General features: G+C 71.0%; 14 protein-coding genes. 11 read left to right on the top strand and 3 right to left on the bottom strand.

Features of this window, described 5'->3' with window-relative positions; translation table 11 throughout:
• Nucleotides 1-41: 41 nt before the first annotated feature.
• Together ACCP09_RS06605 and ACCP09_RS06600 are read right to left on the bottom strand one after the other, a co-directional pair.
• Nucleotides 42-290 carry a hypothetical protein gene (locus tag ACCP09_RS06605; RefSeq protein ID WP_433743996.1) on the bottom strand — a complete coding sequence of 83 codons (249 nt, stop codon included), beginning with the start codon at nucleotides 288-290 and terminating at the stop codon, nucleotides 42-44.
• Nucleotides 291-1007: 717 nt separating this feature from the next.
• Nucleotides 1008-2408, bottom strand: a complete 1401-nt coding sequence (locus ACCP09_RS06600; protein ID WP_433743993.1) for a selenium-binding protein SBP56-related protein — start codon at nucleotides 2406-2408, stop codon at nucleotides 1008-1010.
• Between the two features lie 150 nt (nucleotides 2409-2558).
• Here ACCP09_RS06600 and ACCP09_RS06595 point away from each other — a divergent pair, with 150 nt between their 5' ends.
• From ACCP09_RS06595 to pqqE, 11 genes are all read left to right on the top strand, one after another.
• A complete protein-coding gene (locus ACCP09_RS06595; RefSeq protein WP_433743990.1) occupies nucleotides 2559-3554 on the top strand; it encodes an RNA polymerase subunit sigma-70 in 996 nt (331 codons plus the stop codon).
• 129 nt (nucleotides 3555-3683) lie between these two features.
• On the top strand, nucleotides 3684-4037 hold the full coding sequence (locus ACCP09_RS06590; RefSeq protein ID WP_433743987.1) for a hypothetical protein: 354 nt from the start codon (nucleotides 3684-3686) through the stop codon (nucleotides 4035-4037).
• A 397-nt stretch (nucleotides 4038-4434) separates the two neighbouring features.
• A complete protein-coding gene (locus tag ACCP09_RS06585; RefSeq protein WP_231960788.1) occupies nucleotides 4435-5646 on the top strand; it encodes a DNA-binding protein in 1212 nt (403 codons plus the stop codon).
• Nucleotides 5647-5670: 24 nt separating this feature from the next.
• Nucleotides 5671-7902 (top strand): catalase/peroxidase HPI, encoded by a 2232-nt coding sequence (gene katG / locus ACCP09_RS06580; RefSeq protein ID WP_433743983.1) that lies wholly within the window; start codon nucleotides 5671-5673, stop codon nucleotides 7900-7902.
• Nucleotides 7903-8117: 215 nt separating this feature from the next.
• Nucleotides 8118-8579, top strand: coding sequence for an MSMEG_3727 family PQQ-associated protein (locus ACCP09_RS06575; protein WP_123685634.1), 462 nt, complete (start codon nucleotides 8118-8120; stop codon nucleotides 8577-8579).
• Nucleotides 8580-8594: 15 nt separating this feature from the next.
• The gene (locus ACCP09_RS06570; RefSeq protein ID WP_433743979.1) at nucleotides 8595-10295 is read left to right on the top strand and encodes a PQQ-dependent dehydrogenase, methanol/ethanol family; all 1701 of its coding nucleotides are present in this window, start codon (nucleotides 8595-8597) and stop codon (nucleotides 10293-10295) included.
• A gap of 45 nt (nucleotides 10296-10340) precedes the next feature.
• Entirely contained in the window at nucleotides 10341-10436 is a 96-nt protein-coding gene (gene pqqA / locus ACCP09_RS06565) for a pyrroloquinoline quinone precursor peptide PqqA (RefSeq protein WP_027935205.1), read from the top strand.
• A 72-nt stretch (nucleotides 10437-10508) separates the two neighbouring features.
• On the top strand, nucleotides 10509-11402 hold the full coding sequence (pqqB, locus tag ACCP09_RS06560; protein ID WP_433743975.1) for a pyrroloquinoline quinone biosynthesis protein PqqB: 894 nt from the start codon (nucleotides 10509-10511) through the stop codon (nucleotides 11400-11402).
• Nucleotides 11403-11405: 3 nt separating this feature from the next.
• Entirely contained in the window at nucleotides 11406-12110 is a 705-nt protein-coding gene (pqqC, locus tag ACCP09_RS06555) for a pyrroloquinoline-quinone synthase PqqC (protein ID WP_433743972.1), read from the top strand.
• 5 nt (nucleotides 12111-12115) lie between these two features.
• The gene (gene pqqD, locus ACCP09_RS06550) at nucleotides 12116-12409 is read left to right on the top strand and encodes a pyrroloquinoline quinone biosynthesis peptide chaperone PqqD (protein ID WP_037324349.1); all 294 of its coding nucleotides are present in this window, start codon (nucleotides 12116-12118) and stop codon (nucleotides 12407-12409) included.
• Complete coding sequence (pqqE, locus tag ACCP09_RS06545; RefSeq protein WP_378334904.1) at nucleotides 12402-13499, top strand: pyrroloquinoline quinone biosynthesis protein PqqE; 1098 nt, start codon at nucleotides 12402-12404, stop codon at nucleotides 13497-13499. The genes pqqD and pqqE overlap by 8 nt, the downstream gene beginning before the upstream one ends.
• On the opposite strand, the gene ACCP09_RS06540 is transcribed toward pqqE, so the two are convergent.
• Complete coding sequence (locus ACCP09_RS06540; RefSeq protein WP_208722561.1) at nucleotides 13496-14023, bottom strand: manganese efflux pump; 528 nt, start codon at nucleotides 14021-14023, stop codon at nucleotides 13496-13498. The two genes, pqqE and ACCP09_RS06540, sit on opposite strands and share 4 nt — an antisense overlap.
• Nucleotides 14024-14756 lie beyond the last annotated feature (733 nt).

Here is a 14756-nt window from a genome sequence, read left to right as displayed (position 1 = left end):
GGCGGGCGGCCGTGCTGCCGGTTGCGCCGCCCTGCCGCAGCTCAGCGCTGGACGGCGCCCCGGAGGAACGAGCGGATCGACTCGGCGAACAGCTTTTCGCCGGTCCGCCACTCGTTGGCCTTCACCGCGCTCGCCAGGGCGGGCTCCTCCTCGGCGTCCACGTGCGGAGAGATCCGGTTCCGGATGTCGGCCGGCTTGACGGCCTGGGTGAGCGCCGCGCCCAGGGTCAGGTTCTCCAGCCCGTCCAGGATCAGCACGTGCACCTCCGCCGGCACACCGGCGTCTCGCATGAGTTGCGTCGCGTCGTCGTAGCGTGCGCTCAGCAGCTCGTGGCGCCGGTGGTCAGGTCGATTGCGCGGCCGGCATCGATCTCGGTGGGATCTCAGGGATGAGCGGGTGGCCGCAGTCGAGAACGTCCCCCACAGCGGCGGTGAAGGAGGTGGTCACGGCGGTATCGGTCCCTGTGCGTACCGGGCCATGCTCGAACCGCGTTCCCACCGTCCCGCCCTGACCGCGAAGGCGGCTGCCGGCGCGCTGCACGGCGAGGTCCGGGCCGGGCGTCTCGACACCGACGCCGCCCACGCTGTGCTGACCGCGGCGGGCGTGGAAGGGCGTCAGGCCCCCCGGCCCGGGCCCGCGGGCCTGACGCCGCGCGAGGTGCACCGGCGACGTGGCCGCGCGCCTGGGGATCTCCCGCAAGTCGGCGGGCACCCACATCGAGCGGATCCACGCCAAGACCGGCACGTCCTCCCGGGCCACGGCGACCCTGTTCGCGTTGCGCAACGGGCTGCTCGGCACGCTCGATCTGTCGGGAGAACACCCGACGACACGGCCTTTTCCCGCGCCTACGGTCCCCTCATCCGATTCTGACGAGGGGCCACGCCCAGCAAATCGGTCATCAGCCTGAGCGCCGGACTGGAAGATCCGGAGAAGGTCACCGTCGCGTTCCTGGGCAGGCGATCGGCGACGAGCCGGCCACCACGTTCAGCTACTGAGCCGCGCACGTTTCAGCGGTAGCAGTACGAGTCCGAGGACGCGTCGCCGCCTTGGAGGCGCACCTGGTGCGCCCGCAGCCCCCGGAAGTCGTCGCCGTGCGGGAAGACCCGGGTGTCGATCGTCAGGCCGCCCCCGGCGTCCGGGTCGGTGTCGAACTTCGCGAGCCACGCCCCGACTCCGTCGGGGTAGAACTGGTCGTCCCAGGAGCCGTACAGCGAGTTCGTGACGTAGATCCGCGACCCGTCCCGGCTCACCTCCACCATCTGCGGTCCACCGGACAGGGGCTCACCAGGAGCCGCGGGGTGCGGGACCCGTCCGGTGATCCCGCCGAGGCGTACGGACCCGGTCTCGCGCGGGTGGGCCGGATCTGTCACGTCGAACTGCTTCAGCTCACCGGTTCCCCAGCAGGACACGTACAGGAACCGGTCGTCCACGGACAGGTCGATGTCGCTGATGAGAGGCGGCACCGCCCCGAACGGTTGCAGCGCGGGCGGAAGGGTCGCGGGATCGGCCGGTTCGGCGGGAACTGTGATCACCTTGTCGGCCTGCCAGGTGCCGCCGTCGCGGTGCCAGCGCCACACCGAGGCCGACAGATCCTCCGTGCTCACCACGACTCCGACGAACCCCCAGGTCGCCTCGGGGTCGTGCGACGGCCGCAGCTCCAGCACCATCTGGTACTGCCCGCCGAGCTCGACGCGCTGCAGGTGGCGGCCTTGATCGAGGTCCCAGAAGTGCAGCGCGTGGCCGTACTCGCCGCCGAGCAGCAGTTCCGGGTTGAGCCCGTCCTCGATCATCGACGGGGTGCCCCACTCGCTCGTGACCAGCGTGTTCTGGTTCAGGTGCCACCACGCGTCGTAGGCCAGGTACTGGGGTCCGCGCTCGGTCTCCCACGCGCGCACGACGTCGAACGTGTCATGGTCGAGCAGCGCTATCCCGCCGGGGCCGTCCTCCCCGGCCCCGCCCAGGCAGGACAGGTACACCCCGTCCGGCCCGCAGTGCAGGGTGTGTGGCCGGGAGTAGCCGGCCTTCGCCGCGAGCTCGTCGGCCGCCACGGTGCGCACCAGCCTCGGATGCCGCGGGTCAGGTTGGGTGTCGTAGACATGCACGTTGGACGAACGCAGCCCGGGCAGCAGCAGGTAGCGCCGGGAAAGTCCGCCGGTGTCGTGTCCGGCGTGCGCGTACGCGCTGCTGCAGGCGTTCCACCCGAAGTGATGCAGCTCGTCGCCCCGTGTGGGCAGGTCGGCCCAGCCCACGATCGTGCCGTAGGCAGGTGATCCGGGGTCGGTGTCGAGCACGGTGAGTGCGTCCGGCCGCTGGGCACTGCGGTCGAACGCGACGATGTAGGCCAGGCGTTCGGCGGGTGCGGCGATCGCATCCGCGGGGCTGCGGTAAAAGGTGGGGTCCAGAGTCATCGGTTCCTCCACGGCCGGCGGTTGCGGAAGACCCTCCACGCTGCCACCGCGCCCGCTCGCGCAGAAGAGGCTTTCGCACCTGGTGATGAGTTTTCCGGCCCGCGGCCGTCACACCTGCAACGGGAGACCACGAGGCGGAAGGATGACGTCATGGGTGCGGACACGCGGACGGAGCTGGGCGTGACCGGGATGGGCGAGGTCGACGACGCGGCGTTCTCGGGGCTGGCGGAGCGGCACCGCCGGGAGCTGCACGTGCACTGCTACCGGATGCTCGGCTCGTTCGAGGCCGCCGAGGACACCGTGCAGGAGACGTTCCTCCGCGCGTGGCGGCGGCGGGAGACCTTCGAGGGGCGGTCGACGTTCCGGGCCTGGCTGTACCGGATCGCCACCAACGCCTGCCTGGACCTGCTCGCCAAGTGCCGCCCGGAGCCCGCGGCAGGCGGCGAGGTGCCGTGGCTGCAGCCCTACCCGGACCGGCTGCTTGACGAGCTGCCCGCCGGCGGCGCGGACGAGCCGGAGACCGTCGCCGTCGCGCGGGAGACGATCGAGCTGGCGTATCTGATCGCGGTCCAGCACCTCGCGCCGCGGCCGCGGGCCGTGCTGATCCTGCGGGACGTGCTCGGCTGGTCGGCCAAGAATGTCGCGGAGCTGCTCGGGGACTCCGTCAACTCGGTGAACAGCGCGCTGCAGCGGGCCCGCGCCGGCATGCGGGAGCACCTGCCCGCCGATCGGCAGGACTGGACCGGCGGCGACCAGGACGCCGGGACGCGCGAGCTGGTGCGCCGCTACACCGAGGCCAGCGTGGCCACCGACATCGACAAGCTCGCCGCGCTGCTGCGCGACGACGTCCGGTCCTCGATGCCCCCCACTCCGGGCGTCTACGTCGGCCGCGACACGGTGGTGAACAGCTGGGTCGAGGACGGCTTCGCGGACATGGAGCACCTGCGTGCCGTCGGCACGTCGGTGAACCGGCAGCCCGCCGTCGCCTTCTACCACTGGCGGGAGAAGGAGGGCGCGTACCTGCCGCTGACGATCGACGTCCTGCGTATCAGCGCCGGAGCGATCACGGAGATCATCACCTTCCACGACGACCAGTTCCCGCGGCTGGGACTGCCGGAGCGGCTACCGGGGGACGGCACGGAGTAGCGCGACCGGCAGCGCACAACCGGACAGCCGAGAAACCCCTTGCCGCGCGGTCGATCGTGCTGTCGGACCGGCGGTGCGCTGCTGGACCGCTGGGACCGCCGGCGGACGAGGGGGTCGTGGACGCGGCGCGTGCGGTGCTGCTCGCGCTCGGGCGGGCGGTTCCGCTACGGCTTCGGCCTGCTGCGCACCGCGGAGGCCACCGGCGGCCTGCTCGGCGCGGGCATCGCCTCCCGGCTAGGCCGGAGGCTCGGCACCGGCACCGCACTGACCGGCACGGCCGCGGTCGAAGGACTGGCCATCCTGGGCCTCGCCTCCGCCTCGAACCCGTACGTGGCCGGGTTGGCGCTCGCCGTCTGCGGGGCCGGAATGGACGCCATGATCGTGCTCCTCTATGCCGCCGCCCCCGCCGAAGGCCCGGACCACCCGGCGTCCGCGGACCACGCACCCGGCTTGGTGTGCAGGAGCCGGGCGGCATGGGTATGACGATTCGCGAGTTGCTCACGTTCTGGCTGACCGACGCCGAAATCGGGGGTAGCTCTGCCGGAATTTGGGCCTACCCTGGGCTGTGCCGGTCCGGTACCGGCCCTGACACGAGTGGTGAAGCGGAGGACGCACGACGCGGTGCGCGGCCGGGACGAGCCGTGGGACGGCGCGCACGCCGCCGGGCGTTGGGAGGGACCAAGGGCGGTTCTCCACGATGAGGGATGCGCATCGGCACGAGCCCGTGGCTGGGAACCCGGGCGGCGGCACCGTGCTCGCGGCGTGGGAACGGTTCGTGCGGGGTGAGGATCAGGTTCCCGGTGTCCGGCCCGTGGTGGCGATCTCCTGGTATCGCTGCCGGGACCAGTACCGGGTCGACCCCCACCTCAGGGAGGTCCCGGTGGCTGTCGCGAAGCCCGACCCCGCGCCCGAGCATGATGTGGTGTTCGCGGAGCTGGGTTTTCGCGCCGCCTCCGTGGCACATGAAGTGGGCAACCTCGGTGGCGTCGTCACCGTCACCGACGCGACCGGCCGGATCCTCGCGGAGTGGGGCGACCAGGCCACGCTCGCCCGGGCCACCGACGCCAACCTGGCGCCCTGGTTCTGCTGGTCCGAGTGCGCGGCCGGCACCAACGGCATGGGCACGGCGCTCGAGGCGCACGGCCCGGTGCTGATCCGGGGTGCGGAGCACTGGTGCCAGGCGTTCCACGACTGGTTCTGCGAGGGCGTCGCGGTGCGGGACGTGGTGACCAGGGAACCGATCGCGGTGCTGAACATCTCCTGCTGGCGCAGCCAGCTGCCCGCCTCCGCGGGAAGCTGGCTGGCGAACGCGGTCACCAGGACCCAGCGCATGCTGACCAGGCGGGCCCGGGACAGCGGCGCGGAACTGGTCGCGGCGTTCAGCCAGGCCAGGGCCCGCTCGACCGCGGGCCTCGCGGCGCTGGACAACGCCGGCAAGGTGGTGATCGCCGACGAGACGGCAGGCGTGCTCATGGGCGTCCCGGCCGCCACTCCGGCGGTCGACCCCACGCTGCGGTGGCGGCCCGGGCTGCCGGAACTGATCGGGGCCGTGCGGTACGCCAGCAAGCAGGCGGCCCGCAATCCCGGCTGGGTCGGCTCGACGCAGATCTTCACCCGCCTCGCCGACGAGCCGACCTCGATCACCATCCGGCCTGTCTTCACCTCCGGTCACCTGATCGGGAACCTGGTCTCCTTCGGCGATGCCGACGGGGCGCCGGTGCCCCGGGCGGACGGCGCCGCGCAGCCTCGACCGCGGCCGCGCCGCGTGGTCGCGACGCGCGACAACCGGATGGTGCTGTTGCGGCTGCCGGAGGTGTCCTTCGCCGAGTCGGAAGGCAACGACGTGTGGCTGTCCACCGACCAGGGGCGGTTGCGTGCCGCGTCCGCGGGCCTGGACAAGTTCGACGGGGAGCTGGCCGACGCCGGTTTCCTCCGGGTGCACCGCCGGTACGTGGTCAACCTCAGCCGCGTCCGCGAGGTCGAGCGGGGCGTCAAGGGTGAGCTGTCCCTGGTCATGGACGACGGGGGGAACACGATGGTGCCGGTTTCCCGGCGGAACGTGCCGGCCGTCCGCCGCGCGCTGGACATCTGAGCTCCGTACCCGGAAAGGATTCCCATGGCTGAGAGCGCGGACGCCCCCGCCGCCCCCGCGACTGCCGGCGGCGGCCTCGGCCTCTCCGTCCCGTCCGAGCCGCGCACCAACCGGGCCACGGGCGCGCGCCTGCGCGACTGGTGGCCGGAGCGGCTCGACCTGACGGGCCTGCGGCGAAACCACTCCGTGGCCGAGGACTTCGACTACGCCGCGGAGTTCCGGACGCTCGACCTCGACGCCCTGGCGCGGGACGTCGACGCGGTGCTGACGACCTCGCAGGAGTGGTGGCCCGCCGATTTCGGCCATTACGGCCCGCTCGTGATCCGGATGGTGTGGCACGCCGCGGGGACGTACCGGATCGACGACGGGCGGGGCGGCCCGGCGGCCGGCTTGCAGCGCTTCGCGCCGGTGAACAGCTGGCCGGACAACCGGAACCTCGACAAGGCGCGCCGGCTGCTGTGGCCGGTGAAGCAGAAGTACGGCCGCAAGGTGTCCTGGGCCGACCTGATGATCTTCGCGGGCAACCGCGCCCTGGAGACGATGGGCTTCACGACCTTCGGCTTCGCCGGCGGCCGTGCGGACGTGTGGGCGCCCGACGAGGACGTCGACTGGGGTCCCGAGCCCGTCTGGCTCGGCGATGGACGCCACCGCGGGGTCCGGGAGCTGGAACGCCCCCTGGCGGCCGACCAGATGGGCCTCATCTACGTCAACCCGGAGGGTCCGAACACCGTCCCGGACCCGCTCACCTCGGCGCGGGACATCCGCGAGACGTTCCGGCGCATGGGGATGAACGACGAGGAGACCGTCGCGCTGATCGCGGGAGGGCACACGTTCGGCAAGACCCACGGGGCCGCCGACCCGGAACGCCACCTCGGCCCCGAACCCGAGGGCGCGCCGATCGAGGAGCAGGGCCTGGGGTGGAAGAGCAGCTACGGCACCGGAAAGGGCGCCGACACCATCACCAGCGGGCTCGAGGGCACGTGGACACCCACGCCGACGAGATGGGACAACAGCTTCTTCGAGACGCTGTTCGGCTACGAGTGGGACCTGGTGCTCAGCCCCGCCGGTCTGTGGCAGTGGATTCCGGGGGACGGCGGCGGGGCCGGCACCGTGCCGGATGCCCACGACCCGTCGAAACGGCACGCCCCGACGGTTCTGACGACGGACCTCGCGCTGCGGTTCGACCCGGTCTACGAGCGGATTTCGCGGCGCTTCCTCGACAACCCGGACCAGCTGGCGGACGCCTTCGCCCGGGTCTGGTTCAAGCTGACGCACCTGGACATGGGCCCGATCCAGCGCTACCTCGGCCCGCTGGTGCCGCGGGAGCGGCTGCTGTGGCAGGACCCGATCCCCGTCGTGGACCACGAACTGGTCGACGCCGACGACGTCGCCGCCCTCAAGGCAACGATTCTCGGCTCCGGGCTGCCGGTGTCACGGCTGGTGTCCACCGCGTGGGCGTCGGCCTCGACGTTCCGCGTCAGCGACAAGCGTGGCGGGGCCAACGGGGCGCGCATCCGCCTCGAGCCGCAGCGCGGCTGGCAGGTCAACGACCCGGACACGCTCGCGCAGGTGCTGCGCACGTACGAGAAGATCCAGGAGTCCTTCGACAGCACCGAAACCGGAGGCAAGCGGATCTCGCTGGCCGATCTCATCGTGCTCGGCGGATGCGCCGCGGTCGAGCAGGCCGCCAGGGCCGCCGGCTTCGACGTCGAGGTCCCCTTCACCCCGGGGCGGATGGACGCCTCGCAGGAGTGGACCGACGTGGAATCCTTCGCGGCGCTCGAACCGGCCGCCGACGGGTTCCGCAACTACCGTGGGAAGGGCAGCCGGCGGCCGTCGGAGCACCTGCTCGTCGACCGGGCGAAGCTGCTGAACCTCACCGCGCTCGAAATGACCGCCCTGGTGGGGGGCCTTCGCGTGCTGGACGCGAACTCCGGGCAGTCCCCGCTGGGCGTGTTCACGTCGGCCCCGGGGACGCTGACGAACGACTTCTTCGTCAACCTGCTCGACCCGGGCATCGAGTGGACGGCGGCGGCCGGGTCCGTTCCGGGCGCGGAGACGTTCGTGGGCCGCGACTGCGCCACGGGCGGGGTCAGGTGGACCGGCAGCCGCGTCGACCTCGTGTTCGGCTCGAACGCCGAGTTGCGGGCTCTCGCCGAGATCTACGCGAGCGACGACGCCGGGGAGAGGTTCGTGCGCGACTTCGTGTCCGCGTGGGACAAGGTCATGAACCTCGACCGGTACGACCTCGCCTGAACCCGCCGGCGGCGGCGAATCGGGTACGAGCGGTAGCCGGTGGCGGACGAACGGCGTGGTGCGCCCGACTTCGCGCGTGCCCTTGTCGGTGCGATTCCCGCCGCGTAGGGTTTTTCCCGGTTGGTGATTCGCAATTCGTGAATAGTAATCGCCAGGTCGGGCTGCGTGCTTCTTGTGCTAATGATTTGCGATTCTGGATGAGGAGGTGAAGCCCGGTGACGACCACTCAGGAACGGGTCGACCTGCTGAACGAGCTCGGGTTGGACGCGCAGAACAAAGCGGCACTGGGTCAGGTGCTGGGGACCGGGAGCATCGGGAAGGCGACGGAGCGGGCGGACGGCCGGATGGAGGCGACGATCCGGATCCGGCCCGACGAGATCAGCTGGGACCCCTCCATTCTCGTCATGCCGCACGGCGGTGATATCGAACTCGAACTCGTCAACGACGACCTGAACACGCATTGCGCGCTGCTGCCGAGCAACGGCGACCGGAAATTCATCTGGCTGGTGAACCATTCGAAAGGAAAAGCGACACTCAACCTCGACGGCCCTGGCTACTACTGGTTCAGCTCGCCCACGGGCAACGACGAGGGCCGGGGACTGACCGGCGCCATCGTCGTGCTGGGAGACGTTCCGCCGGAGGCTCGCCTCGACCGTCCCGACCAGCCGCGGCCCTAGATTGGAGGAGACACGATGACGGTCGAGTACGTGGACGCGGGCGAGGCCATCGACCAGGGAAGGCTGAGCGGCAAGGTCGCCGGCGGAGAGGTCGCGCCGCCGGTGGTCCGCGACGTCGGGTACGAGCGCATCCTGAACGCCCGGTCCGAGCCCCAGAACTGGCTCACCTACTACGGCGCCTACAACGGCCAGCGGTACAGCCCGCTGGACCAGATCAACACCGAGAACGTCAAGCGGCTCGGTCCCGCGTGGGTGTTCCAGGCCGGTACGACCGGCCTCATCGCGGGCGCGTCGACCTACTCGTTCGAGGCCGCCCCGATCGTCGTCGACGGGGTCATGTTCCTCGCCGGCTGGGACGGCTGGGTCTGGGCGCTCGACGCGAAGACGGGTGTCGAGATCTGGCGGTACAAGCACGCGGTCCCGTTCGACGTGTCGCTGTGCTGCGGGAACGTCAACCGCGGGGTCGCCGTCGCGGCCGGGAAGGTGTTCTTCGTAACGGCGAACGCGCATGTGCTCGCGCTCGACGCCACCACAGGCAAACGGGTCTGGGACCAGACCTACGGTGACGTGCGGGCCGGCGAGAGCGCCACGGTCGCGCCGCTGGTCGTGAAGAACAAGGTCATCGTCGGCAGCTCCGGCGGGGAGTTCGGCGTGCGCGGCCACCTGGACGCGTTCGACCTCGAGACCGGCGAGCACCAGTGGCGCTGCTACACGGTTCCGAAGCCCGGGGAGCCCGGCTCCGACACCTGGCCCGCGGACGGCGAGGCGTGGGCGCGTGGCGGCGCGAACTGCTGGATCACCAGCACCTTCGACCCGGAGACCAACCTGCTGTACGTGGGCACGGGCAACCCGGCGCCCGACTTCGACGGAGGCGTGCGCGAGGGCGACAACCTCTACACCGACAGCATCATCGCCGTCGACGTCGACTCCGGACAGATCCGCTGGCACCACCAGTGCACCCCGCACGACGTGTGGGACTACGACAGCATCGGTGAATGCATCCTGTTCGAGTCGGAGGGGCGCAAGCTGCTCGGTCACTTCGACAAGAACGGCTACTTCTTCGTCCTGGATCGCACCGACGGCGCGCTGGTCCAGGTCACTCCCTTCGTGGACCGGATCACGTGGGGGGCGATCACGCGGGACGGCAAGGTGACGGCCAAGGTGTACCCCGACGAGGAGGGGGTGCCGGTCCACTTCTACCCGGGGCCCGCCGGCGCCAAGGAATGGACCCATGCGGCCTACAGCCCCAGGACCGAGCTGTTCTACGTCCCGGTGCAGGACGTCGGTGCCACCGCGACCCGGCGGCGCCGGGAGTTCAAGGAGAGCATTCCCTATTGGGGCGCCGGTGTTCAGGTGGACATCGAGGACATGACGGGCAGCATCAGCGCGTTCGACGCCAACGGCGAGGAGAAGTGGCGCTGGCGCAACGAACTCCCGATGTGCGCCTCGGTGCTGGTGACCGGTGGCGATCTGGTGTTCGCCGGTGAACCCTCCGGGGAGTTCAACGCCCTCGACGCCCGCACGGGGGAGCTGCTGTGGCAGTTCCAGTGCGGGAGCGGTCACCACAGCAACCCGACGACCTACATGGTCGATGGCAGGCAGTACGTCGCCGTGCCGGTCGGATGGGGCGCCTGGTCGGAGGGATTCCTCCCCGGCATGCTCGGCGCCGGTCACGGAAGCGCGCTGATCGTGTTCGCTCTCCCGGAGACGTCGTAGCGCCGTGGGACAGCTGCCGGAGTGTGGCGGAGAGGAGGTGGATCCATGGAGTCCGAGCTCGTTGTGTGGGAGACGCCCGAGTTCGAGGAGATCGGAGTCGCGCCCGAAGTGACCATGTACGTCGCGCAGATGGAGGACTGACGGGACGCGGAGTGGCGCTGGACCGCGGGTCCGGCGCCCTCCGGCGGCCCGGCCGGCGAGGAGACGGAGGGCGTGGTGTTGCTGCGGGTGCTGGGCTCGGCTGCGGGGGGCGGCTCCCCGCAGTGGAACTGCGGGTGCCCGGTGTGCACCGCGGTGCGCTCCGGGGCCGGCCCCGCGCGGACCCAGTCGTCGGTCGCGGTCAGCGCCGACCACCGGCGCTGGTTCCTGATCAACGCCTCACCCGATGTGCGAACACAGATCGAGGCGTTCCCCGCACTGCACCCGCGCGAGGACCGGACGACGCCGCTCGAGGCGGTGTTGCTCACCGATGCCGAGCTGGACCACACGCTCGGCCTGCTGATGTTGCGCGAAGCCCGCGCGGGCCTTTCGTTGTACGCCACGCCCGCGGTGCACAAGACATTGCGGGACGGCTCGGGGCTGTTGCCGGCACTCGAGCGCTACTGCCCGGTGCAGTGGCGGGCGGTGGTCCCCGGCGTGGGCATGTCCCTGGACGGCGGGCTGTCCTGCCGGGCGTTCGACGTGCCCACCACCAAGCGGAGCCGGTTCGGGCCGGGCGAGGACCACGGCCGCGTCGTGGGCTACCGCCTGACCGACGAGCGCAGCGGGGGCACGCTGGTGTACCTGCCGGGAGTGCAGGCGCTCACGCCGGAGCTCGCCGCGGAAATGCAGGGCTGCCAGTGCCTGCTGATCGACGGGACGTGCTGGCGTGACGACGAGCTGGTGCGGCTCGGGCTGGCCGGCAAGACGTCCCGGGAGATGGGGCACCTGCCGATCGACGGGCCCGACGGCAGCCTGGCGCTGCTCCCCGCACTCGGTGTGGAGCGGACGATCTTCGTGCACCTGAACAACACCAATCCGATCCTGCTGGAGGACTCGCCCGAGCGGCGCGTCGTGGAGGGCAGCGGCATGGAAGTGGCCCGGGACGGCCTCGAGGTGGAGGTGTAGGCCGTGACGGCGACGAGCGGGACGACGAGAACCGATGCCGACGGCTTCGTCGAGGCGTTGCAGGCCCATTCGCGGCGCTACCACGACCGGCACCCGTTCCACGTCCGGATGAACGCCGGCCGCCTGAGCCGCAGGCAGATCCAGGGCTGGGTGGCCAACCGCTTCTACTACCAGGAGAACATCCCGCGCAAGGACGCGGCGATCCTCGCCAACTGCCCCGACATCGAGGTCCGGCGGCGCTGGATCCGGCGGATCGTCAACCACGACGGCCGGCGCCCCGGGGAGGGCGGCGTCGAGGCGTGGCTGCGCCTCGCCGAGGCCGCCGGCCTGGCCCGCGAAGAGGTCCAGGACCACCGGCACCTGGTCCCCGGCGTGCGGTTCGCGGTCGACGCCTACGTGGATTTCGCCCGGGCCCGCCCGTGGGTGGAGGCGGTGGCCTCCTCGCTCACCGAGCTGTTCGCACCGGACCTGATGGCGGAGCGGCTGGCCGCGTTCGAGCGGTGGTACTCCTGGATCGAGCCGGCGGGCCTCGCCTATTTCCGGGCCCGTCTGGAGGAGGCCCCCCGCGACTGCGAGCACGCTCTCGAGGTGGTCACCGCGTACTGCCGGTCACCGGAATCCCGGACGCGTGCCGTCGATGCGTTGTCGTTCAAGTGCGATGTCCTGTGGAGCCTGATGGACGCCATCGACCAGGCCTATCCGGAGTGAGCGTCATGCACCCGTCGACCCGACCCGATCTGTCCACAGTAGACCGGCCGAGGCTGGCCCGCCACGTCCGGTTGTCCTTCTGCCGGACCAGGCAGCGTCCGATCCTGCTGCTCCCCGAGACGGTGGTGGTGCTCAACGGCAGCGGCGCGGACATCCTCGGGCTGTGCGACGGCAGGCACACGGTGGCCGAGATCGTCGCCGAGCTGGGCGCACGCTACCGGAGCGTCCCCGGCGACGAGGTGCGGCGGTTCCTGACGCGGCTCGTCGCCCGGCGCTGGGTGGAGGCCGGCGATGGATAGTCCCTTCGGGTTGCTCGCCGAGCTGACCTACCGCTGCCCGCTGGCTTGCCCGTACTGCTCCAACCCGGTGAACCTGGCCGGCTACTCCGGCGAGCTGACCACCGACGAGTGGCGGCGGGTGCTGGCCGAGGCCAGGGATCTGGGTGTTCTGCAGTGCCATCTGTCGGGCGGGGAACCGTTGCTGCGACGCGATCTGGTGGACCTCGTGGCGCACGCCCACGGCCTCGGCCTCTACACCAATCTGGTGACCAGCGCCTTCGGGCTCTCGCGGCCGAGGGCCGAGCAGCTGCGGGCCGCCGGTCTGGACCACGTGCAGATCAGTGTCCAGGCCGACGAGCCGGCCGTGTCCGACCGGATCGCCGGAACCCCGTCCTTCCGGCGGAAGATCGAGGCGATGGGCGTGGTGAAGGAGCTGGGCTGGCCGCTGACCGTGAACGTGGTGCTGCACCGGCACAACATCGACCGCGTCGCCGGAGTGCTCGGCCTGGCCGAGGAGGTGGGCGCCGACCGGGTGGAGCTGGCCAACACCCAGTACTACGGCTGGGCCTGGCGGAACCGGGACGCGCTGCTGCCGAGCCGGGCCCAGCTCGCGGCGGCGGAGGTCGTCGTGCGGGCGGCCCGCGAGCGGTTGCGCGACAGGATGGACGTCATCTACGTCCTGCCCGACTACTACAGCCGCTACCCGAAGCCCTGCATGGGTGGCTGGGCGTCCCGGCAGCTGACCGTGACCCCGAACGGCGACGTTCTGCCCTGCCCGGCCGCGCAGTCCCTGCCGTTGCCGCGGGCCAGTGTGCGGGAGGAGTCGCTGGAGCGGATCTGGGCCGGGTCGCCGGTGATGTCCGCGTTCCGCGGGACGGACTGGATGCCGGAGCCGTGCCGGAGCTGCGCCCGGCGGGAGCTGGATTTCGGTGGCTGCCGCTGCCAGGCCTTCCTGCTCACCGGAGACGCCGCCCGCACCGACCCGGTGTGCCACCTCTCGCCCGACCATCACCTGGTCGCCCGGGCGGTGGAGGCCGCCAACGCCGCCTCGCCCGGCGGCGATCGGTCGCTGATCCCGCGCCCGCACCGGGTTCGCCGGGTTGAGCGTTAGCCGCCGAACAGCACCGGCAGCGTCGCGGCGGCGACGATCAGGGCGAGCCCGCTCAGCAGGTCCGAGCGGATGCGGATGAGGCGCGCCGCGGCCCGCCCGAGCTGGAGCCCGACCAGCGACAGCACCGCCGTCATGACGCCGAACACCGCGGCCGAGAACCACGGTGAGAGACCGAGGATCCCCAGGCTCCCCCCGGCGAACAGGTTGTCCAGGCTCAGCGTCAGCGGGATGCCGAACAGCGCCCACGGATGGTCCAGTTCGTCCGGCTCGGGATGGCGCAGGGCGGAGACGAGGAGGTAGAGACCGTACCCGCCGAGGGCGGCGGCGCCCACTACGTTGGCAACGACCCCGAACGCGTCCCCGATCCGCTGCCCGATCAACAGCCCCAGCAGGGGCATGACCGTGTCCCAGAGCCCGAAGACCAGCGCCACCTGCACCGCGCGCTTCAGACCGAACGGGACGGTGCCGAGCGCGATCGAAACCCGGAAATTGTCGAGACTGAGCACAAAACCGAGGACGAGCACTTCCCAGATCACGGCGGCACCACCACCCGATGACGACGATCACCGATGGAGCAGACGCTGTCGCGGCGAGCATCCGCCATAGTGGGAGATGATATCGCAGCCTGGGTGCGAACTACACCTGTCGAGCTGATTTCCGGCGTTTTCCCGGCACTGGACACCCGGTATGATCCGAAGGTGTCCGGCAGTGTCCGACTTGGACATTCGCCGTGGACGTAGTGCTGTTTGCGGACGCTTGCCCCGAACCATGCTCGGCGTTTTCTCTCGATTTCGTATCCCGCGGCGGTTCCGCGATTCCGTGTCGCACCTGCGGGCGTCGAACCGCTTTTCCCGCCCGTTCTCTTGTGCAGGGCGGCTCGGAATTCTGGACGGGGTTCAGCCCGGCGAGCGGCACCCTCTCGCCCCGGCCTGACCACTGCCGATCCCGCCCGCGGCCCAGAAGCCCGTCATGCGCCCGGGCGGCGCGGTGTACACGCCGCCGGGGGAGCACTAGCACGGTGCCGCGCCGGAGCATTTCACGACGCACATCGCGATGTGGGAGGGATCGGCCGAGGACCCCGAAACCGAGTGGGGCGAACACGTCAGCGACGCCAGCCGTAGCCGGGCGGGGCATCACGCCAGGACGAGTCAGTACGGACGCGCCGGCGAACCCCCGTCGAGGAGTTGCCGTTCGGTCCATCCGGTGGGCGGCCTGGCTTCTGGCCGACGGCCAACAGCGGCTCCAGGTCTCCGGTGT

This window comes from Amycolatopsis sp. 3B14 (assembly GCF_050958625.1).
In the GTDB taxonomy this organism is placed as follows: Bacteria; Actinomycetota; Actinomycetes; order Mycobacteriales; family Pseudonocardiaceae; genus Amycolatopsis_E; species Amycolatopsis_E thermoflava.
The sequence above is the reverse complement of the archived record's forward strand: the minus strand, read 5'-3'. Positions and strand labels throughout refer to the sequence as shown.

Bases quoted from the DNA above. Each gene is read 5' to 3' on its own strand.
- ACCP09_RS06605 (WP_433743996.1), bottom strand. From the start codon at position 290: ATGCGAGACGCCGGTGTGCCGGCGGAGGTGCACGTGCTGATCCTGGAC.
- ACCP09_RS06600 (WP_433743993.1), bottom strand. From the start codon at position 2,408: ATGACTCTGGACCCCACCTTTTACCGCAGCCCCGCGGATGCGATCGCC.
- ACCP09_RS06595 (WP_433743990.1), top strand. From the start codon at position 2,559: ATGGGTGCGGACACGCGGACGGAGCTGGGCGTGACCGGGATGGGCGAG.
- katG (WP_433743983.1), top strand. From the start codon at position 5,671: ATGGCTGAGAGCGCGGACGCCCCCGCCGCCCCCGCGACTGCCGGCGGC.
- ACCP09_RS06570 (WP_433743979.1), top strand. From the start codon at position 8,595: ATGACGGTCGAGTACGTGGACGCGGGCGAGGCCATCGACCAGGGAAGG.
- pqqA (WP_027935205.1), top strand. From the start codon at position 10,341: ATGGAGTCCGAGCTCGTTGTGTGGGAGACGCCCGAGTTCGAGGAGATC.
- pqqD (WP_037324349.1), top strand. From the start codon at position 12,116: ATGCACCCGTCGACCCGACCCGATCTGTCCACAGTAGACCGGCCGAGG.
- pqqE (WP_378334904.1), top strand. From the start codon at position 12,402: ATGGATAGTCCCTTCGGGTTGCTCGCCGAGCTGACCTACCGCTGCCCG.